Source organism: Flavobacterium galactosidilyticum (assembly GCF_020911945.1).
GTDB classification, from domain to species: domain Bacteria; phylum Bacteroidota; class Bacteroidia; order Flavobacteriales; family Flavobacteriaceae; genus Flavobacterium; species Flavobacterium galactosidilyticum.
Map to the genome: position 1 here is coordinate 3,317,595 of NZ_CP087135.1, position 21,970 is coordinate 3,339,564.

General features: G+C 33.8%; 21 protein-coding genes. 13 read left to right on the top strand and 8 right to left on the bottom strand.

All coding sequences use genetic code 11. The features are described 5' to 3' along the window. Positions 1–4: 4 nt before the first annotated feature. A complete protein-coding gene (locus LNP27_RS14310) occupies positions 5–901 on the bottom strand; it encodes a MerR family transcriptional regulator (RefSeq protein ID WP_229942311.1) in 897 nt (298 codons plus the stop codon). Positions 902–1,295: 394 nt separating this feature from the next. Between LNP27_RS14310 and LNP27_RS14315 the strand changes: the two genes are divergently transcribed. From LNP27_RS14315 to LNP27_RS14325, 3 genes are all read left to right on the top strand, one after another. Beyond that, positions 1,296–2,189, top strand: coding sequence for a dienelactone hydrolase family protein (locus LNP27_RS14315; RefSeq protein WP_229942312.1), 894 nt, complete (start codon positions 1,296–1,298; stop codon positions 2,187–2,189). A 3-nt stretch (positions 2,190–2,192) separates the two neighbouring features. Further along, positions 2,193–3,062 (top strand): DUF808 domain-containing protein, encoded by an 870-nt coding sequence (locus LNP27_RS14320; RefSeq protein WP_229942313.1) that lies wholly within the window; start codon positions 2,193–2,195, stop codon positions 3,060–3,062. Between the two features lie 240 nt (positions 3,063–3,302). After that, complete coding sequence (locus tag LNP27_RS14325; protein ID WP_229942314.1) at positions 3,303–3,911, top strand: YkgJ family cysteine cluster protein; 609 nt, start codon at positions 3,303–3,305, stop codon at positions 3,909–3,911. 130 nt (positions 3,912–4,041) lie between these two features. On the opposite strand, the gene carB is transcribed toward LNP27_RS14325, so the two are convergent. Together carB and rpmH are read right to left on the bottom strand one after the other, a co-directional pair. Next, positions 4,042–6,897 carry a carbamoyl-phosphate synthase large subunit gene (gene carB / locus LNP27_RS14330; protein WP_229942315.1) on the bottom strand — a complete coding sequence of 952 codons (2,856 nt, stop codon included), beginning with the start codon at positions 6,895–6,897 and terminating at the stop codon, positions 4,042–4,044. 156 nt (positions 6,898–7,053) lie between these two features. Next, positions 7,054–7,215, bottom strand: a complete 162-nt coding sequence (gene rpmH, locus LNP27_RS14335; RefSeq protein WP_007136275.1) for a 50S ribosomal protein L34 — start codon at positions 7,213–7,215, stop codon at positions 7,054–7,056. A 163-nt stretch (positions 7,216–7,378) separates the two neighbouring features. On the opposite strand from rpmH, the gene LNP27_RS14340 reads away from it, so the two are divergent. Continuing rightward, the gene (locus tag LNP27_RS14340) at positions 7,379–7,894 is read left to right on the top strand and encodes a DUF2892 domain-containing protein (RefSeq protein WP_229942316.1); all 516 of its coding nucleotides are present in this window, start codon (positions 7,379–7,381) and stop codon (positions 7,892–7,894) included. Between the two features lie 40 nt (positions 7,895–7,934). Here the strand turns inward: LNP27_RS14340 and LNP27_RS14345 are convergent, their stop codons facing one another. After that, on the bottom strand, positions 7,935–8,633 hold the full coding sequence (locus LNP27_RS14345; protein ID WP_229942317.1) for an alpha/beta hydrolase family protein: 699 nt from the start codon (positions 8,631–8,633) through the stop codon (positions 7,935–7,937). Between the two features lie 114 nt (positions 8,634–8,747). Here LNP27_RS14345 and LNP27_RS14350 point away from each other — a divergent pair, with 114 nt between their 5' ends. The 6 genes from LNP27_RS14350 to LNP27_RS14375 all read left to right on the top strand — a co-directional run bounded on the left by LNP27_RS14350 (position 8,748) and on the right by LNP27_RS14375 (position 13,997). Continuing rightward, entirely contained in the window at positions 8,748–9,464 is a 717-nt protein-coding gene (locus LNP27_RS14350) for a pirin family protein (RefSeq protein WP_229942318.1), read from the top strand. Positions 9,465–9,493: 29 nt separating this feature from the next. Next, positions 9,494–9,778, top strand: a complete 285-nt coding sequence (locus tag LNP27_RS14355) for a GNAT family N-acetyltransferase (RefSeq protein WP_229944078.1) — start codon at positions 9,494–9,496, stop codon at positions 9,776–9,778. Positions 9,779–10,036: 258 nt separating this feature from the next. Continuing rightward, positions 10,037–10,483 carry a MarR family winged helix-turn-helix transcriptional regulator gene (locus LNP27_RS14360; protein ID WP_229942319.1) on the top strand — a complete coding sequence of 149 codons (447 nt, stop codon included), beginning with the start codon at positions 10,037–10,039 and terminating at the stop codon, positions 10,481–10,483. Position 10,484: 1 nt separating this feature from the next. Continuing rightward, a complete protein-coding gene (locus tag LNP27_RS14365; RefSeq protein ID WP_229942320.1) occupies positions 10,485–11,870 on the top strand; it encodes a TolC family protein in 1,386 nt (461 codons plus the stop codon). Positions 11,871–11,882: 12 nt separating this feature from the next. Continuing rightward, positions 11,883–12,836 (top strand): HlyD family secretion protein, encoded by a 954-nt coding sequence (locus LNP27_RS14370; RefSeq protein WP_229942321.1) that lies wholly within the window; start codon positions 11,883–11,885, stop codon positions 12,834–12,836. Positions 12,837–12,839: 3 nt separating this feature from the next. Further along, positions 12,840–13,997: an ABC transporter permease gene (locus LNP27_RS14375; protein WP_229942322.1), complete on the top strand. Its 1,158-nt coding sequence runs from the start codon at positions 12,840–12,842 to the stop codon at positions 13,995–13,997. An 84-nt stretch (positions 13,998–14,081) separates the two neighbouring features. Here the strand turns inward: LNP27_RS14375 and LNP27_RS14380 are convergent, their stop codons facing one another. Then, a complete protein-coding gene (locus LNP27_RS14380; protein WP_229942323.1) occupies positions 14,082–15,716 on the bottom strand; it encodes an ABC-F family ATP-binding cassette domain-containing protein in 1,635 nt (544 codons plus the stop codon). A 337-nt stretch (positions 15,717–16,053) separates the two neighbouring features. Between LNP27_RS14380 and LNP27_RS14385 the strand changes: the two genes are divergently transcribed. Continuing rightward, complete coding sequence (locus tag LNP27_RS14385; protein WP_229942324.1) at positions 16,054–16,587, top strand: murein L,D-transpeptidase catalytic domain family protein; 534 nt, start codon at positions 16,054–16,056, stop codon at positions 16,585–16,587. Between the two features lie 119 nt (positions 16,588–16,706). Here LNP27_RS14385 and LNP27_RS14390 read toward each other — a convergent pair whose 3' ends face one another. The 3 genes from LNP27_RS14390 to LNP27_RS14400 form a co-directional block, all read right to left on the bottom strand. Continuing rightward, positions 16,707–18,170: an alanine/glycine:cation symporter family protein gene (locus LNP27_RS14390; protein WP_229942325.1), complete on the bottom strand. Its 1,464-nt coding sequence runs from the start codon at positions 18,168–18,170 to the stop codon at positions 16,707–16,709. A gap of 306 nt (positions 18,171–18,476) precedes the next feature. Continuing rightward, entirely contained in the window at positions 18,477–19,652 is a 1,176-nt protein-coding gene (locus LNP27_RS14395) for a GlmU family protein (RefSeq protein WP_229942326.1), read from the bottom strand. 175 nt (positions 19,653–19,827) lie between these two features. After that, positions 19,828–20,079: a type B 50S ribosomal protein L31 gene (locus tag LNP27_RS14400; RefSeq protein WP_229942327.1), complete on the bottom strand. Its 252-nt coding sequence runs from the start codon at positions 20,077–20,079 to the stop codon at positions 19,828–19,830. A 240-nt stretch (positions 20,080–20,319) separates the two neighbouring features. Between LNP27_RS14400 and LNP27_RS14405 the strand changes: the two genes are divergently transcribed. Together LNP27_RS14405 and LNP27_RS14410 are read left to right on the top strand one after the other, a co-directional pair. Continuing rightward, a complete protein-coding gene (locus tag LNP27_RS14405) occupies positions 20,320–20,850 on the top strand; it encodes a DUF4199 domain-containing protein (protein WP_229942328.1) in 531 nt (176 codons plus the stop codon). 6 nt (positions 20,851–20,856) lie between these two features. Beyond that, positions 20,857–21,816: a glycosyltransferase family 2 protein gene (locus LNP27_RS14410; protein ID WP_229942329.1), complete on the top strand. Its 960-nt coding sequence runs from the start codon at positions 20,857–20,859 to the stop codon at positions 21,814–21,816. Positions 21,817–21,970 lie beyond the last annotated feature (154 nt).

The window sequence follows — 21,970 nt, forward strand, 5'->3', positions numbered from 1 at the left end:
AATACTAAATTTGGTTCACTAATTCGTTGATCGAAGAGAAAATAGTTATTTTGTCTGAAAGTCCCTCGCGATTAATATATTCAGTTTGCCTTCCTATAAACCATAACTCAGTGGTATCGTCTATTAATTCCTCACACATTTTCTGAACATAAGAGTCTAAAATATCGCGCTCTGGCTGCACGGTTAAATACGACACATAAACTATCGAGTCAAAATTCTTTTTTAAATCTTTTAGATTGTCAATTGGCATACTTTCACCTAAGAAAATAGTTCTATATCCTTCTAACAAGATTTCATAGTTAAGATACATTAAACCTAATTCATGTATCTCGTTCATTGGTAACGAAAGCACAAAAACCTTATCGATTTTACTCGGTTTTAGCACTTGTAATTTTTCTGTATTAACTAATAATTTTTGTTTAATTAAGTAACTAATAAAGTGCTCGTGTGCTGGAGTTATAGTATCGGACTGCCAGAGCAAACCCAACTCATTCATTAAAGGTATAAATACTTGATGGAAGATCTCTTTGAAAGACTTCTCCGCAATTAGCCAATTGTAGGTATTAAAAAACAGCTCTTGATCAAAATTCATCATCGCCATTTTCAACTCACTTATCGCATGACTTTTAGCTGTTTTGTTCGAAATAATTTCACGCACTAATGACGGAATTTTATCTTGCGGATAAGTAGCTATTTTAGAGATCTTGTACCCGTAATCGTGCAACAAGGTTATATTTAAAAGCTTTTGCAAACTAGCCAAATCATATAACCGAATGTTTGTATCAGTGCGCATAGGTTGTAGTATATCGTATCGCTTTTCCCAGATTCGGATGGTATGCGCTTTTATACCAGAAAGGTTCTCCAAATCCTTGATACTGAATACATTTTTTATATTGTTCATCGATATATTGATTTTATTAAACAAATTTAAAATAAAATTAATTATAAACCATATATAAGACCCTAAACTTTCTAAAAAAGTTCCTTTATTGTTTAAAAAGGTTAAACAAAACCAAATAAAAGGAAACGTTTGCCAGAGATTAAATGATTTTCACAGATTTTAAATATTATACACTAGCGAAAGAGTAAGCTAAATTTCTCCACTAAAATCCCTTTGATCATAATAATCTATGGCAAAAAAAAATCAAGTAGTATGCACACAGTCATATTGCTGCATTCTTTCTACAGCCGCGAAACAAAAAATGCTTTTTTGTAATTTATCTCAAACATTAACAATAATACTGTTGCGTCAAAAAAAGTTTTTTACTTACATTAGGTGTCTCAAAAAAAGGGACATGAAAAAGCTAACCAAAGAAGATATTAGTCAGGAAGTATTTGACTTATATGACGATTACGCCCATAATAAAATAGAACGCCGACAATTTATTGAAAAACTATCCTTATTTGCCGTTGGAACGCTAACACTTCCGTCATTGCTTAGTTTCATGACTCCTAATTATTTAGATTCCATTTTGATAAAAGCAGATGATCCACGCCTAAAATCAGTTTTCATCACTTATGATTCCCCTAAAAGTGGCGGTGCAATCAAAGGACTTTTATCACAACCAGCGAAAACAAAAAAGAAATTACCCGGAATTATTGTTGTCCATGAAAATCGCGGACTCAATCCATATATTGAAGATGTAGGCCGTAGAGCCGCTGTGGAAGGATTCATCACTTTGGCTCCAGATGCGCTATCACCTTTAGGCGGTTATCCTGGAAATGACGATGATGGCCGAGAATTACAAAAAAAACGGACTCGCGAGGAAATGCTCGAGGATTTCATTGCAGCCTATCACTATTTAAAATCACATAAAGACTGCAACGGACAAGTAGGCGTCGTTGGTTTTTGTTTTGGAGGTTGGATTGCTGGTATGATGGCAGTCAGAATTCCAGAACTAAACGCAGCCGTTCCCTATTACGGCGGACAACCCACTGCCACAGAAGCCGAAAACATCAAAACGCCTCTCCTATTGCATTACGCAGGTTTAGATACAAGAGTCAATGAGGGCTGGCCCGCTTTTGAAGTCATTCTCAACAAAAATAAAGTGGAAAACACGGCTCATATTTATCCCGCAGTCAATCACGGATTTCACAACAATACCACGCCCAGATACGATGAAGCAGCAGCAACACTATCGTGGCAACGAACAATCGATTTTTTTAAAGACAAACTAAACAAGAAATAAATTATGGCATCAGGAATTTTCGCATTACTGGATGATATTGCAGCACTTATGGACGATGTTGTACTAATGAGCAAGATTGCAACAAAAAAGACCGCCGGAATACTAGGTGATGATTTAGCCGTAAATGCTGAAAAAGCTGCTGGTTTTGTTTCCTCCAGAGAAATTCCCGTTTTGTGGGCAATTACTAAAGGCTCTTTTTTAAACAAATTAATTATTTTGCCACTGGCATTCCTCTTGAGCTATTTTGCACCATGGTTAGTTACTGTAGTGCTCATTTTAGGTGCTGTTTACCTAGCCTACGAAGGTGCCGAAAAAATATACGAGTACATATTTCCACATGAACATGCTGAAAAAACAAATAGTACAGCCGATTTACCCCCTGAAGAAGTAGTAGCACTCGAAAAGCAAAAAATAAAAGCAGCCATCGTAACTGACTTTATATTATCAGTCGAAATCGTAATCATTGCCTTAGGAACTGTAGTCGAAAAACCCATATCCACACAAATAATGGTAGTGACCTTTGTAGCAATAGTTGCCACAATCGGTGTGTACGGAATTGTAGCAGCTATTGTCCGCATGGATGATTTCGGAATGCTACTTCTTACTAAAAAATCCAAAATTGGAAAAGTAATCGGAAAACAGTTAATCGATTTACTGCCTTTGGTTATCAAAGCACTTGCCTTTGTAGGAACCATCGCGTTGATTCTAGTGGCCGGAGGAATATTCATGCACAAGATAGAGCCACTTCATCATTTACTGCAAAACTTACCATCCATAATTGGCGAATTCCTAGCAGGACTAATCGGAGGAATCATCGCATTTATAGTGGTAAAAGGATTTACGATGATTTGGGGGAAAATTAAAAAGAAATAAATACAGCTGGACTAAAAAAATAAAACCCGAAAATAGCTACTTAACTATAAAAGCTAAAATTAATACAATTATCCCATACATTCTCAGATAAATAAAATCAACACTACTTTTACCAGCAGTATTATGTCTATTCGATGCCTTATTTCCATTAACTTTCTGTTTAACTATAAAATATAATTATCACAAAAAACATCATTTTCTCTGTAAGGCATTAGAATAAACTACCTTACAAAGAAAATAATGGCTATAGAGCACAAGGTTAGATTGGTTGAAGCGTTATTCGACTATCTTGAAAAAGAAATTGCTGTCTTCCATTCAGAAACGCATTTGCATTGCATCGCTGGATGCGGTAAGTGCTGTTCTACTCCAGATATTGAAGCTTCGCCATTGGAGTTTTTGCCTTGGGCATTTCATTTGTTTTTAAATGGAGAAGCTGAAAATATGTTGCTCCAGCTCCAACAAAAATTAGATTCCAACTGCCATTTATATCGTCCGCATTCCTTTATTGATCGAAATATGGGAAGTTGTAGTGACTATCGCTATCGGGGATTAATTTGTAGGCTTTTTGGATATGCAGCCAGTCGAGATAAATATGGCCAACTCCGTTTAGCCACTTGTAAGATAATTAAAGAAGGCCAACAAGAAAACTACCACACCGCCGAAGAAGCGATTAGTAAAGGACTTTACGTTCCTGTTTTTACAGATTATTATATGCAACTGTCACAAATAGACAATAGACTAGCTACTACGCTACTTCCTATAAACCAAGCTTTGGCAACAGCTATAGAGGAAGTCTTGCATTATTATGCCTACCGACCTTTACCAAATGGTTTAGGAAATAGTGCTTAAAGTCTGTGATAGAAAACAAACATTATAAAATCAAATTGCACAAACTCTCACTCTTAAATTGGTGAAAATTTGTGCAATTTGTGGTGAAAATATTTTTTAAAACTAATAGCAGAAGACTACTTAAATTAGTTTATTTACTCAAATACATTTTTCTTCTTGAGTACAATTCGTAGAATTGATCGTCTTTTAAGTCATCAATAAACAAGATACTTTCTCCTGTTGATTTCATTTCTGGTCCTAATGCTTTATTTACATTTTGAAATTTACTGAAAGAGAAAACTGGTTGTTTTATGGCATATCCTTTCAATTGTGGGTTAAAAGTAAAATCAGTTACTTTATTGTGACCTAACATTACTTTAGTCGCATAATTTACATAAGGCTCGCCATAAGCTTTCGCAATAAAAGGAACTGTACGAGATGCTCTAGGATTCGCTTCGATGATATAAACGATATCATCTTTAATTGCAAACTGAATGTTTATTAAACCAACGGTTTTTAAAGCTCTTGCAATTTTTTCAGTATGATCTTTTATTTGTTGCATTACAAATTCCCCTAAGTTGAACGGTGGCAAAGTAGCATTACTGTCTCCAGAGTGAACTCCACACGGCTCGATGTGCTCCATAATTCCAATGATATAGACATTCCCATCAGCATCGCAAATCGCATCTGCTTCCGCTTCAATCGCACCATCTAAATAATGGTCTAAAAGCAATTTATTTCCTGGAATAGTTTTCAATAAATTAATTACGTGCTCCTCTAATTCTTGCTTGTTGATTACAATTTTCATTCCTTGACCACCCAACACATACGAAGGACGAATCAATAAAGGAAAGTCTAAAACATCTGCCAAAGCAGAAGCTTCATCAGCAGTTTCAGCAATTCCAAAATTTGGGAAAGGAATATTCAATTCCGTTAACAATTCAGAGAAACGTCCTCTATCTTCAGCTAAATCCAAAGCATCAAAACTAGTTCCAATAATTTTTATTCCGTATTTAGATAGTTTTTCAGCTAATTTCAACGCCGTTTGACCTCCTAATTGTACGATTACACCTTCTGGTTTCTCATGCTGGATGATGTCGTAAATATGCTCCCAAAAAACTGGTTCAAAGTATAATTTATCCGCTGTATCAAAATCAGTCGAAACTGTTTCTGGATTACAGTTGATCATAATCGTTTCATAACCGCATTCTTTAGCGGCAAGAACTCCGTGTACACAAGAATAATCAAACTCAATTCCTTGACCAATTCTATTTGGACCTGATCCAAGAACGATAATTTTCTTTTTATCTGTTACCACACTTTCGTTATCCACGTAGCGCGTTCCGTCTGCTTTTTCTATTTCAGCTTCAAAAGTTGAATAGTAATACGGTGTTTTTGCTTTAAATTCTGCCGCACAAGTATCAACTAGTTTAAACACACGACTAATACTCATCACGTCACGCAAACTGTGTACTTGACTTTCTAAACAACCCATCATGTGCGCAATTTGTCTGTCAGCAAAACCTTTTTGTTTGGCTTCTAATAACAATTCTCTTGGCAAGGTTTCTACTTTATAATTAGAAATTTCTTTCTCTAAAGTATAAAGTTCTTCATATTGTTTCAAGAACCACATATCGATTTTAGTGATTTCATGAATACGACTTAATGGAATTCCCATTGCAATAGCATCATAAATCACAAAAACACGATCCCAACTCGCATAAGTCAGTTTCTCGATAATTTGTTCATAGTTCGTATATCCTTTTCCGTCAGCACCTAAACCATTTCTTTTAATTTCTAAAGATTGAGTTGCTTTATGCAAGGCTTCTTGGAACGAGCGTCCAATTCCCATTACTTCACCTACGGATTTCATTTGAAGTCCTAAAGTTCGATCAGCACCTTCAAATTTATCAAAGTTCCAACGAGGAATTTTCACAATCACATAATCTAAAGTCGGTTCGAATAAAGCTGAAGTCGATTTGGTAATTTGATTTTGCAATTCATCTAAATTGTATCCTAAAGCTAGCTTAGAAGCAATTTTTGCAATTGGGTAACCCGTCGCTTTTGAAGCTAAAGCCGAAGAACGTGATACACGTGGATTGATTTCAATCGCTACAATGTCTTCTTTATCGTCTGGTGAAACGGCAAACTGCACATTACAACCTCCAGCAAAATTTCCGATGCTACGCATCATCAAAATTGCATAATCACGCATTTTTTGGAAAGTAGTGTCTGACAAAGTCATCGCTGGCGCAACAGTGATCGAATCTCCAGTATGAATTCCCATTGGATCCATGTTTTCGATAGAACAGATAATTACTACATTATCGTTTTTATCTCTCAACAATTCCAACTCATATTCTTTCCAACCCATCAAGGCTTTGTCAATCAAAACCTCATGAATAGGTGACATTTCCAAACCGTAAGTTAGTTTTTCGTCAAACTCTTCTTTTTTATAAACAATCGCAGCTCCAGTTCCACCAAGTGTAAACGAAGGACGAATTACTAATGGGAAACCAAATTCTTGTGCAATTTCTTTTCCTCTTAGGTAAGAAGTACATATTTCTGCAGGTGCTGACGGTACATTTATCTTTTTAAGCAATTGCTTGAACTGCTCTCTATCTTCAGTGATATTAATGGCGTTTACATCAACCCCAATCATTTTCACACCAAAATCAGCCCAAATTCCTTTTTCATCAGCTTCCAGACACAAGTTCAGAGCCGTTTGTCCACCCATAGTAGGTAAAACAGCATCAATTTGTGGATGTTCTTTTAAAATTTCAATGATTGATTTAGTCGTTAATGGCTTCAAGTAAACATGATCGGCCATAGTTGGGTCGGTCATAATCGTTGCAGGATTGGAATTGATTAGAATAACTTCAATTCCTTCTTCACGAATAGAACGAGCAGATTGTGATCCTGCATAATCAAATTCGCACGCTTGACCAATAACAATAGGGCCTGAGCCTATTATTAAGACGGATTTTATGGATGTATCTTTTGGCATTTTATTGTAATTATTGTGTTGTGTAGTTATTTTTAACAGATTAAAGTTGTTTTGTGATACTACTTTAAACGCTGATCTTTAGGCTTTATTTACCGATTAGGTATAAAAAAAGGCGATACTAAAAAAAGTAACGCCTTATTTATGTTTATAGAAACATTATTTTTTGTGTCTTGGTTCGCAAGATACAGTCAATTTATGTCTTCCTTTAGCTCTTCTACGCGCTAGAACTTTTCTTCCATTTGCAGAAGCCATTCTGTCCATAAATCCGTGCTTATTTCTTCTTTTTCTTTTCGATGGTTGAAACGTTCTTTTGCTCATTGCTTTGTATCTTTAAAAACTTATTTATATCTCTTCTTAATTCGGATACCTGTTACCCGAAATCCGAGTGCAAATATACAAAGACTTTTTTTCCTCACAAGTAGTTTTGTAAAAATATTTTCAATTCATTTTACTATATTTGTGATCTTAAAATAATCACACTATGTTTCACAGAAATATTAAACTTATTATCGCCGGACTTATCATTGCTACTGGCATTTGGCAATTTACAGAAAGTAATATTGGGAACGGAATTTTCCTTGTACTATTAAGTGCAATTCCTATTTTCCTTTACTTCAAAAATGAATTCATCTTATTAGCGTTCTTAAAACTAAGAAAACAAGATTTTGAAGGAGCGAAAAAATGGTTAGCTTACATCAAAAATCCAGAGACTGCTTTGGTTCAAAAACAACAAGGATATTTCAATTACTTACACGGAATCATGCTTTCTCAAACGAATATCAATCAAGCAGAAAAATATTTCAAAAAAGCAATCGAATTAGGATTATCGATGGATATGGATTTAGCTGTAGCCAAATTAAACCTAGCGGGAGTTGCCATGTCAAGAAGAAGAAAGTTAGAAGCGACTACATTATTGAATGAAGCTAAAAAATTAGATAAGCAGAATATGCTAAAAGAGCAAATCACGATGATGAAAGAACAGATGAAAAAGATCTAAATTTAAAAAAGGGCCAAATGATACACATTTGGCCTTTTTTTTATGACTTATATTTATTTTCAAGAATATTTCCTTCTTTTTCTGCTCCTACTATAATATAAGGTAAATTTTCGTTTAGCCATTTGTATTTATTCAAGATCATAATATGCGTTCCTCCTTTTACAACAATACAATTGGTTATATATTTTATAGGAAAAACATCATCGGCGTCTCCATGAATATGAATTACATTTTCGTCAACCACTGTCCTATCCCACAAAATAACTTGTTCAACAGCCCACTCTAAATATCGAATATCACGAACCGAAAGGAACTTTTCATATAATTTAATCCTTTTATTAATTGTTGCACCAAACGAAAATTTAGCCAAATTCTCAATATTCAACAGTAAACTCATCGGAATGAGTTTATATGCTTTTGTCTTTTTTCCTAATTTGAAACGTCGAGGAAATTCTAAATTACTTTTTACACTCGATATAATGATTACTTTTCTAACTTTAATAAACCGAGCCATTTCCTGAACTAGAATACCGCCAAATGACACTCCAATCAAAACGGGATTAGGATGTATGATTTTTTCAGCGATTCTTTTAGCATAATTCAGTAGCGATTCTTTCTCTAGCGGGATTTCCCATTCTAGCAAATGGATTTCAAAATTGGCCTCTGGAAGCTTAATTCGCTCAAAAATAGCCGTGCTTGCCGCCAGTCCCGGCATCATATAAACAGGTATTTTACTCATAATTGTTTTAACGATTTTATAACACTATTCTGATTTATTATTTCCAATTTTGTATAAAATTAATTTTTTTTATTCAAATTCATCCCACAATATCTATTATATTATTAATAATTTATGACAACACAACTTATAGCATCTAATACTAGAGGCAAGGCTGATTTTGGCTGGCTTAACGCCAATTTTTCTTTTTCTTTTGGCAATTATTTTAATCCTGAAAGAGTACAATTTGGAATGTTACGCGTTTTAAATGACGATACTATTGCAGGTGGAACTGGTTTTGGCACACACAGTCACGCCAATATGGAAATAATCACTATTCCGCTAGAAGGAGGTTTGCAACATCGCGATAGCATGGGCAATGAAGGAGTCATTCGTTTTGGCGAAGTACAAGTAATGAGTGCGGGATCTGGAGTGGAACATTCTGAAATGAATGCAAGTAAAGAGGAACAAGCAAAAACATTGCAACTTTGGGTTTTTCCAGATAGAGAAAATGCTACTCCAAGATACGACCAAAAATCATTTGATATTGAAAATCAAATCAATACCTTTGTAAATATTGTTTCGCCAAACGATATGAATAATGGCAATGCACTTTGGGTTTACCAGAAAACCTTTTTCCATTTAGGGATTTTTGACAGCAACACTACGACCAATTATTCGGTTCGGATTCCTAAAAATGGTGTTTATTTATTTTTAATTGAAGGCGAAATACGAATAAACGACCAAGTTTTGAAGGCAAGAGATGCCATGGGAATAAACAATTTTGAATCTTTTAAAATCGAGATTATTGCCAAATCAAAAATACTTTTGGTAGAGGTACCAATGAATTAGACTACAATATCATGGATGGATTAATCACTATGGAGATTAAAGACAACACTTTTGCACGACAATTTGAAACTACAGTAGAGGAAGGATTAGTTTCAGTAGAATATTCTTTTCAAGAGAAGAAGATATTTCTAACCAAAATAAATGTTCCTGAATCCTACGAAAACGAGGAGTTTATCACTAATTTTCTAAAAAACATTATGGAAATTGCAATAGAACGAAAATTTAAAGTAGTTCCTATCCTTCCTAAAATAGTCGTTTTCTTCAAGAAAAACCCAGTATATAAAGAATTACTTCCACCGGGAATTAGACTTTAGTAAAAAGGTGCAGTTCAAATGAGCTGCACCTTTTTTTTATAAAATGTTTAAAACAAATTCAATATCCTTTGTCGCTAATTACTCCTAGCTGTAGTTGTCGCACCATCTATGCTGCTGAAAAATCATTGTTGCTGTTGTTTATTTGATAAAATCAACCTCTAAAATAGTTTATAAGACACTCTTTTAAAAAAAAACATAATACTTTCAATTTACAAGTAAATTTTAAATACCTTTGTAGTTGTTTAAACAACTATATTTATGGAGACAATTTTTTCAACTGATAATTTATATACTATTTTGTCTGGAAAGACGCACTCCGCTTTTAACAGAGCCTTGTTGAGTAATTTTAGGAAAAACAATATTTCGCTAACAAAAGAGCAATGGACTATTTTGGGTGTTTTGTGGAAAAATGAAGGTTGCACGCAACAAACCTTAGCAGATCAAACTTCGACTGACAAACCCGGAATAACGCGTTTAATTGATCATTTGGAAAAAGAAAATTTAGTAGAACGGCATCCTGACGCAAATGACAAACGATTAAAATTAATTTTTTTAACTCCCAAAGGGAAATCGATTGAGAAGGAAGTAATGATTGTTGTTAATGAAACTCTTAAAAATGCGATAAGAGACATTGAACCAGAAAGGCTTGAAATCGTAAAAGAGACTTTTCTTCAAATTTATAATAATTTAGAAACAAAAAAATAAGATGAAAAAATATGTACTACTTTCCCTTCTTTCGCTTTTTTCATTTGCTACTGGTTATGCGCAAATAGAAATTTCAACTTCCTTACAAGAGGCGGTTCATAAAGCAATCGAAAAGAACAGTTCGATAAAAAATAAAGAACTCGAAATTAAAAAACTACAACTTCAGGAAAAAAGCGTTTGGAATAAATATATCCCAACGTTAGAAGCTAGCGCCATTTACTCCTATTTTGACAATAAACTGACAGTTGATCTACCTGCCACGACCCTACCTATAGTTAATATTCCGGTCTTTGGTGGAAAATCGACTTTTGATAATTACGGAAATATTTTTAATGGAAGTATAATGGCAAAAACGGTTTTGTTTAGCGGTATGCAAATTCCTAATGGCGCTAAAGCATTGAAGCAAAAAGCAATAGGAACAGAATACCTAAAAGAATCTGAAAAGGACATTATTATAAAAGACGTTATTAACACCTTTGACCAAATCACTTTATTAAATGAAGTGGAAAAGCTTTTAAATGACAGTGAAAAGAGATTGCAAACAGAAACCAAAAGAATTTCTAAAGCAATCGAAGAAGGTCTTGCTATCCCTTATGATAGAGATAAAATAAAATTGGCCTCATTAGAATTGAAATCTAAAAGAATTGAACTAGAGGGAAAACGCAAATTAGTCTATAGAAAAATAAGATATTTAACCGGCTATTCCGATTCAGAAATAAATAATGTTCAATACAATTTAGTTCCTTATTTAATTTTGGAAGAGAATTTAAGCACCGAAAACAAACAAGAAATCAAAGCCTTAGAATCATTTAAAGTAGCCTATGAATATTTGCTAAAGAAAGAAAAAGGAACTTTTCTGCCTACTTTAGGCGCTTTTGGGGGCGTAACCCATAGCAGTGTATTTGATGCAAACTCAGCAACTCCTGTAATTCCAGGCATAAATACGCCACTTCATTTACAGTTAAACGAGATGACGATAAGTCCAAATTGGATGGTTGGTGCAGGAATAAAATGGGAAGTTTTTGCCGGTTTTGAACGAAAACATAAAGTTCATGAAGCCAAATTAAATATTGAACAAGTACAAAACCAAATTGATGACACCAAAGAAAAATTACAATTACTGTTGGAAAACAATTATGTAAACTATTCGGTTTTAAATCAAAAAATAGAAATAGCATCACAACAAGAGAAAGTGGCTCAAAACAATTTGAATTTAGCCATAAAACAATATAAAGAAGGTTTGATAAACATCTCTGAACGTCTAGAAGCCGAAAATGACTCTTATAAAGCATCTTTAAATAAGATAAATATCTTAATAGAACAGCGTCTATCAGCTATTGAAACCATTATAGCCACGGGCGAACTAACAAAATATATAACAAATTAAAAGCCAGAATCTATGAAAAAAATAATCACTTTAGTGGCAATTGCAGTTTTGCTTATTGGCTGTGGAAAATCAAAAAAAGAAGCTCAAATTCAAGGAAAAGTAGAAAAAGAACAAATTTCTATAGTTAGTAAGATTCCTGGAAAAATCGTTCAACTATTAGTAAAAGAAGGCGATTTGGTAAAAAAAGGAGATACACTTGCTATCCTAGATCTTCCAGAAGTTGACGCCAAAAAACAGCAGGCTGAAGGCGCGGTTACTTCGGCAAAAGCACAGTACAATATGGCTGTAAAAGGGGCTACTGAAAATCAAATCAAACAACTTGAAGCAAAAAAACAAGGCCTAAAAGAACAGTATGAATTTGCTCAAAAATCCATCAAAAGATTGAGCAATATGCTCAAAGATTCCTTGGTTTCTCAGCAAACCTATGATGAAACATTTGCTAAATATCAAGGAGCACAAGCACAATACAATGCTGTTCAGGCAGAATTGAACGAAGCAAAGAAAGGTGGCCGAATCGAGCAACAAACTATGGCTCTTGGTCAACAAGACAGAGCTGTTGGCGCATTGCAAGAAGTACAAACCGCAGACAAAGAGCGTTATATCATTGCTCCTCAAGACATGAGCATCGAAACCATAACCCTAAACTTGGGCGAACTTGCATTGCCTGGATATACCTTGTTTAATGGCTATATTGCCGATAGTGTTTATTTTCGTTTTACGGTTGCAGAAAACCAATTAGGTAAAATAAAAAAAGGGCAGGAAATACTAGTTCATATCCCCTATACTAAAAAAGACATAAAAGGAATTGTTACTACCGTAAAACAATTGGGCGCCTATGGAAACATTGCAACTGCCTATCCCGATTATGAAATGCAGGAAAGCTTGTTTGAAATAAAAATAACCCCTTCGAATAGTAAGGAAGCAAAAGACCTAATTACAAAAACCACCGTAACTTTATCCCTATAAATTATGCAAAATTTCTGGACACTTCTTAAAAGAGAATTCAAACTCTTTTGGCAAAATAAAGTACTCCGATTGCTTTTTATTGGAGCACCGTTACTTTATGGTATTTTGTTAGGCTACGTTTATGGAAAAGGGAAAGTTACCGACTTACCAATCGTTGTAGTGGATGAAGACCGCAGCGAAATGAGCGCAAAAGCATTGCAGATGTTTGATGATAATGAAGTCCTTAATATCACCTCATTATTATACGACCAAAATAATCTTTCCCAAATTGCCATAGAAAAAGAGGCAGCATGCGTCGTAATTATTCCAAAGGGCTTTGAGAAAATGGTGTTGACCAAAAAATATCCGGAAATTGTAACTATAGTAAACACCTCAAATGTTTTAACGGCTAATTACGCTTCTGGCGCTTTGCAACTTTGTCTTGGAACATTAAAAGCAGGGGTTCAAATGGAAACATTACGCAAACAAGGAATACCTGAAAAATTACTAGCCACACAATATGAACCGTTTAAAACAACCTTTATAAAAAAGAACAACCGCAGCACTAACTATATGTATTTCCTTTGGCCAGGAGTATTAGCAGCCGTTTTACAACAAGTTCTTTTGCTGGGTTTAGCGTTGTCTTTTGCGTCAGAATACGAAAACGGCACATTCAAAAAACTAGTAAAAAAAAGCCCTTCTTTACTAAAATTGATGAGTGTTAAAATTATTCCCTATTTAATGATGAGTTTCGGACTTTGGCTATTGTTTTGGTTATTTACCTTTTGGTTCAGGATTCCCTTCTATGACAACCTGCTTCCGCTTACTTTTGTCGCAGGAATATTTGTACTTTCTGTGTGCTTCATCGGAATTTTAGTCAGTATTCTAATTCCGAACCAGTTAAAAGCAACCGAAATTTTAATGGTAATTGCTACGCCAAGCTTTATTTTGAGTGGATTTACCTGGCCTTTAAGTCAAATGCCGGTCTGGGTTCAAGGCATTGCTAATTGCATCCCGCTAACTCATTTCCTAAAAGCTTTTCGCATTTTGATTATTGAAGACGGAACGCTATCCCAAACTACTAGTTCCATTTGGAATATGATTATTATTGGGACAATTTGCGGGATTCTATCCTATATTGCTTTGTATTTCAAAAGAAAAAGTGTTTTAAAGGAAATTTAATATCCTATTATATAAAAAAGCAAAAGGCATAAGAAATCAACTTATGCCTTTTACTTTTTTATTCTACCTTTTAGAGCTAAAGGATTATTTCTCTATTTCATTCATACTATCCATTTTCTTATGCGCTAAGAAACCTGTGATATCTTCAAAATGCTCCAATACTCTTTTGTTTCCAAATTCGAAAACCTTAGTTGCTAAACCATCAAGGAAATCCCTATCGTGAGAAACTAATATTAAAGTTCCATCGAAATCACGTAACGCATCTTTGATAATATCTTTAGTTTTCATATCCAAGTGATTTGAAGGCTCATCCAGAATCAATAAATTTACGGGCTCTAACAATAATTTTATCATCGCCAAACGTGTTTTTTCTCCACCAGAAAGCACTTTCACTTTCTTAGTCACGTCATCGCCATGAAACATAAACGCACCTAAAATATCTTTGATTTTTGTTCGAACATCACCTACCGCAATATCATCAATCGTTTCAAATATCGTAGCATTTTCATTCAATAAAGACGCTTGGTTTTGAGCAAAATAACCGATTTGCGCATTATGACCAATCTCTAGACTTCCGCCATCGATTTCGATTTGCTTCATAATCGCTTTAATCATCGTCGACTTTCCTTCTCCATTTTTTCCAACAAATGCTACTTTCTCACCTCTTTCGATAACAATATTAGCATCTTTGAAAACAACGTGATCGCCATACGATTTAGATAAATCTTTTACAATTACAGGATATTGTCCCGAACGAACTGCTGGTGGAAATTTTAATTTCAAAGATGAAGTATCAACTTCATCCACTTGAACGATAACTAATTTTTCTAACATTTTAACACGCGATTGAACAGCATCCGTTTTAGAGAACGTCCCTTTAAAACGATCAATAAAAGTTCTGTTATCCGCAATCATGCGCTGTTGTTCATCGTACGCTTTTTGTTGGTGCATACGACGGTCTTTTCTTAATTCTAAATAATGAGAATACTTCGCTTTGTAATCATAAATACGTCCCATTGTTACCTCAATAGTACGATTTGTAATATTATCTACAAAAGCTCTATCGTGCGAAATTACGACAACTGCTTTAGCTGAATTTATCAAGAAATCCTCTAACCATTGAATACTTTCAATATCCATGTGGTTCGTAGGCTCATCAAGCAAAATTAAGTCTGGTTTTTGCAAAAGGATTTTAGCCAATTCTATTCTCATTCTCCAACCACCTGAAAACTCAGATGTTTGACGATTAAAATCTTCTCTAACAAACCCCAAACCAATTAATATTTTCTCTACTTCCGCTTCGTAGTTTACCTCTTCGATAGCATAGAATTTCTCACTTAAGTCAGAAACTCTTTCGATTAATTTCATGTATGCATCACTTTCATAATCCGTACGAATCGTCAATTGTTCATTAATTTCATCAATCTCTGCTTTCATGGAAAAAATTTCTCCAAACGCTTTCGAAGTTTCTTCCATTACTGTTGCCCCATCAGTAGTTAATAAATGCTGTGGCAAATAAGCCACAATAGCATCTTTTGGCGCTGAGATATTTCCAGTTGATGGCTTGCTTTGACCTGCAATTATTTTAAGCAGGGTCGATTTTCCTGCTCCATTTTTACCCATAAGGGCAATTTTATCATTTTCATTTATCGCAAAAGAAACATCACTAAAAAGCGTTGTGCCACCAAATTGCACAGAAATATCGTTAACTGTAATCATTATTATATTGATTTGTTTGTGGTGATAATCGTTTTCAGATTATCATTTTTTTAGAAAGTGCAAATATAGATTAATTCAGTAATTGAGCAATCGAATAATTTACTACATTACATCCTTTAAATAATATAAAAAAAAATTAAAGTTCTATAACAATAAAACGAATAGTTATTAGTTTTGTATTTAATCTACAAATATTTAATTAAACAAAAGAGGTAGAATCCATTGATGGCAATTTTCGCAGAAACACTAAACAAAGCGAAAAATCATAATGAACATCCCGAGTAAAGCATTATAAAACTCATTTTAAGCGGATTTAAAAAATATTAAAAATCAATTCATGAAAAAATTTCTGACTTTAATTTTATTAGCGACAATCCACTTCACCTTTGCTCAGCAGACTGATGCAATTGTAAAGAAAGCTAGTGAAGTTGAAACAAAGTGGGGCTACAAAGCCAAAAACAAAAATATAATCACACTGATCGATTTTTCTAAATCAATAGACTCTGCAAGACTATATGTAGTTGACATCAAAAACAACAAGATACTACTTAGTAGCAATGTAGACCATGGTTACGGCTCAGGAACGGGACAAACTCCGAGTTCCTTTAGCAATGCTGTAGGGAGTAATGCTTCGTCTCTTGGTTGTTATGTAACTATGCAAACCTATAATGGCACTTGGGGTTACTCCTTAAGAATCGACGGTTTAGAAGAAGACAAAAACTCAAATGCGCTAAAAAGAAATATAGTAGTACATTCCTCTAGAAAGATGTACAGTAAATTTAGTTTGGGATGCTTTTCAGTTCCTGATAAAAATTCTGATGCGCTGATCAACTTGATAAAAAACGGATCTCTTATATATGCTTACCAATAGTTAAATTTTAATATTACTAAATTATTTAACTTATAAAGTACGCTTTACCCAAATAAAAAAAGCTCCAATAAATAGAAAAATCAATTCTATTTATTGGAGCTTTTTTAGTTATGAGCTTACTATTTATTTTCTTCTTTACGTATCGTATTCCAAATGTGTGCATTTGTAACACCTATGTCTTCTGGAACAAACACGGGGTTTTTCCCGGCTTTCCTTTGCTTTTCATAATCTTTCAATGCAGCTAAAGCAGGCCTTTGTAATAGTAAAATAGCGATAATATTAAACCAAGCCATTAATCCTACTCCAATATCCCCAATATCCCACGCTAATGTAGCCTGATTAATCGAACCGTACATAATAACTAGCATCATAACTATTTTTAAAATATAATTAAAAACAGGTGATTCAAATTTTCTAGTCAAATAAGAGACATTTGTTTCTGCGATATAATAGTAGGCTAATATTGTAGTAAAAGCGAAGAAAAACAAGGCAATTGCCACAAAGTAAGATCCAAAACCTGGAAAAACACTGTCCATCGCACTTTGAGTATATCCAGGACCAACGGCTATATTCTGAGCACCAGAATATAAAAATTCAGATGCACCACCAGATCCAAAAGCTGGATTATGAACATTGTATTTTCCAGTCATCAGCAACATGAATCCAGTTGCAGAACACACTAACAAAGTATCTACATAAACAGAAAAAGACTGTACTAGTCCCTGCTTAACAGGATGCGAAACATTTGCAGCAGCCGCAATATGAGGAGCTGTACCCTGTCCCGCTTCGTTAGAGTAAATTCCTCTTTTTACACCCCACTGCACAGCTAAACCAAAAACAGCGCCAAAACCAGCTTCCATATTAAAAGCACTTTTGAATACTAACATGATAACACCAGGCAATTCTTTAAAATCAGCAATTATGATTATTAATGCAATAAAAATGTATCCAATTGCCATAAATGGAACTATATATTCTGTAAACTTGGCAATTCTTTTTACACCACCAAAAACGATAGCAGCGAATATTACAACAACACCAAGGCCTGTCATCCATGTTTCCAACTGAAATGCATTTTTAATTCCGTCAGCAACAGAATTGGCTTGAACACCTGGCAATAAAACACCCGCAGAAATAACTGAAACAATAGCAAACAAAACGCCAAACCATTTTACGCCTAATCCGCGTTCTATGTAAAATGCTGGACCTCCACGAAATTCTCCTAAATGTTTTTCTTTATAGATTTGAGCTAAAGTAGCTTCGATAAACGCAGTACTCGCTCCTAAGAATGCTACTAACCACATCCAAAACATAGCTCCTGGTCCACCAAAAGCGATTGCCGTAGCTACACCCGCTATATTTCCTGTACCTACTCGACCTGCCAAAGACATTGACAAAGCCTGAAATGAAGAAACTCCTGATTCTGTACTTTTGCCATCAAATAGTAAACGAAACATTTCTTTAAAATGACGGACTTGTAAAAAACGTGTTCGCCACGAAAAATACAACCCAGTACCCAGACACAAGACAATCAAAGCATCACTCCAAATAATGCTATTTACGACACCAACAAATTTCTCCATATAATTATATTATTTATAATTATCATAAAATGAACAAATCAATCATTTTATTACTAATTTTCGATAAAACTATAAAATAGTAATAAAAAAAACTAGCATTAAGGACTATAAAAAAAATTACAAATAGTAATAGACTTAAAATCAAGCAGTAATTAAATGATCCATTTTTAATAGAAGATTACCATATTAACAAATAAGTTAAACTATATGAAATTATATATAAAAAAGAGAAAATAAAAAAACTGCCTCATTACAATGAACAAGACAGTTTTACTTATAAAAAATCAATTTAAAACTAATAGAAAATTAATCTTTTCGCCACTTTTTACTTTCTTCAAAAACATGCTCTAAAATAGCCGCTTCTTGTTCGTCAAATTCTATTTCTCTCCTGCTCATCACCAATCTAGCCGTTTCAAATGCTTTTTTAGTTACATAAGTGGTAAAGCCAGAAGCTCCACCCCAAGAAAAACTAGGAATAAAATTACGCGGGAATCCTGTTCCAAAAATATTAGCACTTACTCCCACCACTGTTCCAGTGTTGAACATCGTATTTATTCCACATTTACTGTGATCTCCCATCATCAAACCACAAAATTGTAGTCCAGTCTTCGCAAATCCTTCTGTTTCATAGCTCCACAATTTTACTTCTTCGTAATTGTTCTTAAGGTTTGAATTATTAGTATCAGCACCCATATTGCACCATTCACCAATAACCGAATCACCTAAATATCCTTCATGACCTTTATTAGAATGTGCAAAAATAACGGTGTTTTTTACTTCACCACCAATTCTGGAATAAGGACCTACTGTTGTCGCGCCATAAACTTTAGACCCCATCTTTACTGAGGCATTGTCGCACAAAGCAAAAGGACCACGAATCATAGAACCTTCCATTATTTCTGTATCTTTACCTATATATATAGGACCCGTACTAGCATTTAGCGTAACAAACTCAAGTTTAGCTCCTTCCTCAATAAATACATTTTCGGGAGCAATAACGTTAACACTTTTAGGGATTGGTTGCGATTTTCTATCTTCAGTCAGATAATTAAAATCCTCTTGAATAGCCAAGTTGTTTTTGGAGAAAATATCCCAAGTATTTTTTATAGTGATACAATCACCTTCATATTCTATAATTTCATAGGTGTCAAAATCTACTTCTTCTTGATCTTCATTGGTATAAAAAGCAATCACTTCATCACCTTTAAAAATAGCTTGATTAGGACCTAAAACACTAACCATCTCTGCCAATGTATTATTAGGAAGAAAAGAAGCATTTATCATTACATTTTCGTCTAATTCAACCATTGGAAACTTCGCTGATAAATATTCCTCTGTTAATGTAGTGGTTGTTGAGCCCAAACGCATTTCCCATTTTTGACGAATCGTCATAATTCCTGTAAGGATATCAGCAACTGGACGAGTAAAGGTAAATGGCAATAATGCATTTCGTGCAGGACCGTCAAAAAGAATATAATTCATAAAAAGTAGTTATTTATTAGTTTGGTTATAGTATTTATTATTTTACGCGAAATTAATTATAATAATGCAATTAAATAATTAATTTTAAATAAAAAAATATAAATAATAATGTAATTAAAAACAGAAAAGCCACGCTTCCCAGCATGGCTTACCTATATTAAAAAACAAGTTAAAATTATTTAACGTGTTTAGCATATTTAGTTTTAAATTTATCAATACGTCCTGCAGTATCGATAAGTTTAGATTTACCTGTGTAAAAAGGGTGAGAAGTTCTAGAGATCTCCATTTTCACTACTGGGTATTCAACACCATCGTGAGTAATTGTTTCTTTAGTATCTGCAGTAGATTTAGTGATAAAAACTTCATCATTTGACATGTCTTTAAATGCAACTAATCTGTAATTTTCTGGGTGAATTCCTTTTTTCATCTTGTTAATCTTTTTTTATTTGTTAATTATAACTTGTCTTGAAGCTTTTCTTCTAACAGAAAAGGTATAAACTCGCTATAACTTTTTGTTTTATACTGTTATTTTGAGTTTGCAAATTTACAATTTATTTCCAATAATCAAATCTTTGTATCACTTTTTTTATATAATTGTAAAAAACGATTTTTGCTCCTGTATATATTGGGAATTGCTATATTTGTGCTTTAATCTAAAATCGCAACAATGATAAACGAAATCATAAAAAGAAACGGAATTACTTTTGGTGTACTAATAGGTATTGTTTCTTCGCTAATTACAGCAACCATATATGCAAGTGACTTAAATCTATTTTCATCATGGTGGATAGGAATCACAAGCATTATTGTTTATCTTGTATTAGGAATAGTGCTACTATCGAAGACAAAGAAAGAAATTAAAACTATTTTCACTTTCAAAGATGCTTTTACTACATATTTTATTGCTGCAGTAATTGGTATATTGATTTCAACTTTATTCAATGTTTTACTTTTCAATGTAATTGATCCATCTGCAAAAGATAAATTACTTGAAATAACGATGAAAATAACAGCCAACATGATGCAAAAGTTCGGTACACCGGCATCAGTTATTAATGAAGCTATAGCAAAATTAAAAGAAACTAATCCTTATTCTACAATAGAATTACTTAAAGGTTCTATTTTCAGTATAATTTTCAGCTCCATTTTTGGATTAATTTTGGCAGCATTTTTTAAAACAAGATCTACACAAGAATAATCAAAAATGAATTTATCGATACTTATACCACTTCTTAACGAAGAGGAATCTCTAAACGAACTGTACACTTGGATCATCAAAGTGATGCAAGAAAATAATTACACCTATGAAGTTATTTTCCTAGATGATGGAAGCACAGATAATTCTTGGTCGATTATTGAAGGCTTTGCAAAGCAGAACTCTCATATAAAAGGAGTTCGGTTTATGAAAAATTTCGGGAAATCTCAAGCGTTACACGCTGGTTTTGCAAAGGCGCAAGGCGAGGTAATCATAACTATGGATGCCGACCTACAAGATAGTCCTGAAGAAATTCCAGGATTATACGAAATGATTGTCAACGGTAAATTTGATTTAGTTTCTGGTTGGAAAAAGAAACGCTACGATTCTGTAGTGGCTAAAAACATCCCTTCTAAATTATTCAATTGGGCTGCTAGAAAAACTTCTGGTGTTGAACTGAATGATTTTAATTGCGGCTTAAAAGCCTACAAAAATACGGTTGTAAAAAACATTGAAGTCTCAGGCGAAATGCACCGCTACATTCCAGTTCTAGCAAAAAATGCTGGTTTTGGAAAAATTGGCGAAAAAGTAGTGCAACACCAAGCCAGAAAATACGGGGAAACTAAATTTGGTATGGAACGTTTCATCAATGGTTTCCTTGATTTAATTACTATTTGGTTTCTTTCACGCTTTGGAAAACGACCAATGCACTTGTTTGGCGCCATAGGATCTTTAATGTTTATTATCGGATTTATTGCTGCTGGATATATAGGTATTTCTAAATTATATCACATGTATAATGACATGCGCTACAACCTAGTAACAAACAATCCTTGGTTTTATATAGCACTGACAACAATGATTTTAGGCACACAATTATTTTTAGCTGGATTTCTTGGCGAAATCATTTTACGCACTAAGAACAATGAGGAACGCTATAAGATTTCAAGAGAAATAAATTTTTTATAATTTTTGTGATTTTTTGGTCGAAAGTAAAAAAAACATAAGTTAAATGTAATTTGTATCTATCAATTTTGCAAATTGTGTATTGCAAAAATAGCAACTAATGGAAATCTAACTAATTAGAAACAAAATTTTTGAAATTCGTAGTCAAAAAGGAATG

Coding starts and splice junctions, on each gene's coding strand:
- LNP27_RS14395 (WP_229942326.1), bottom strand. CDS start 19,652: ATGAATTATATTCTTTTTGACGGTCCTGCACGAAATGCATTATTGCCA.
- LNP27_RS14400 (WP_229942327.1), bottom strand. CDS start 20,079: ATGAAAAAAGGAATTCACCCAGAAAATTACAGATTAGTTGCATTTAAA.
- LNP27_RS14410 (WP_229942329.1), top strand. CDS start 20,857: ATGAATTTATCGATACTTATACCACTTCTTAACGAAGAGGAATCTCTA.
- LNP27_RS14325 (WP_229942314.1), top strand. CDS start 3,303: ATGGCTATAGAGCACAAGGTTAGATTGGTTGAAGCGTTATTCGACTAT.
- rpmH (WP_007136275.1), bottom strand. CDS start 7,215: ATGAGCAAAAGAACGTTTCAACCATCGAAAAGAAAAAGAAGAAATAAG.
- LNP27_RS14405 (WP_229942328.1), top strand. CDS start 20,320: ATGATAAACGAAATCATAAAAAGAAACGGAATTACTTTTGGTGTACTA.
- LNP27_RS14310 (WP_229942311.1), bottom strand. CDS start 901: ATGAACAATATAAAAAATGTATTCAGTATCAAGGATTTGGAGAACCTT.
- carB (WP_229942315.1), bottom strand. CDS start 6,897: ATGCCAAAAGATACATCCATAAAATCCGTCTTAATAATAGGCTCAGGC.
- LNP27_RS14365 (WP_229942320.1), top strand. CDS start 10,485: ATGAAAAAATATGTACTACTTTCCCTTCTTTCGCTTTTTTCATTTGCT.
- LNP27_RS14345 (WP_229942317.1), bottom strand. CDS start 8,633: ATGAGTAAAATACCTGTTTATATGATGCCGGGACTGGCGGCAAGCACG.
- LNP27_RS14350 (WP_229942318.1), top strand. CDS start 8,748: ATGACAACACAACTTATAGCATCTAATACTAGAGGCAAGGCTGATTTT.
- LNP27_RS14370 (WP_229942321.1), top strand. CDS start 11,883: ATGAAAAAAATAATCACTTTAGTGGCAATTGCAGTTTTGCTTATTGGC.
- LNP27_RS14390 (WP_229942325.1), bottom strand. CDS start 18,170: ATGGAGAAATTTGTTGGTGTCGTAAATAGCATTATTTGGAGTGATGCT.
- LNP27_RS14320 (WP_229942313.1), top strand. CDS start 2,193: ATGGCATCAGGAATTTTCGCATTACTGGATGATATTGCAGCACTTATG.
- LNP27_RS14380 (WP_229942323.1), bottom strand. CDS start 15,716: ATGATTACAGTTAACGATATTTCTGTGCAATTTGGTGGCACAACGCTT.
- LNP27_RS14375 (WP_229942322.1), top strand. CDS start 12,840: ATGCAAAATTTCTGGACACTTCTTAAAAGAGAATTCAAACTCTTTTGG.
- LNP27_RS14315 (WP_229942312.1), top strand. CDS start 1,296: ATGAAAAAGCTAACCAAAGAAGATATTAGTCAGGAAGTATTTGACTTA.
- LNP27_RS14385 (WP_229942324.1), top strand. CDS start 16,054: ATGAAAAAATTTCTGACTTTAATTTTATTAGCGACAATCCACTTCACC.
- LNP27_RS14360 (WP_229942319.1), top strand. CDS start 10,037: ATGGAGACAATTTTTTCAACTGATAATTTATATACTATTTTGTCTGGA.
- LNP27_RS14340 (WP_229942316.1), top strand. CDS start 7,379: ATGTTTCACAGAAATATTAAACTTATTATCGCCGGACTTATCATTGCT.
- LNP27_RS14355 (WP_229944078.1), top strand. CDS start 9,494: ATGGAGATTAAAGACAACACTTTTGCACGACAATTTGAAACTACAGTA.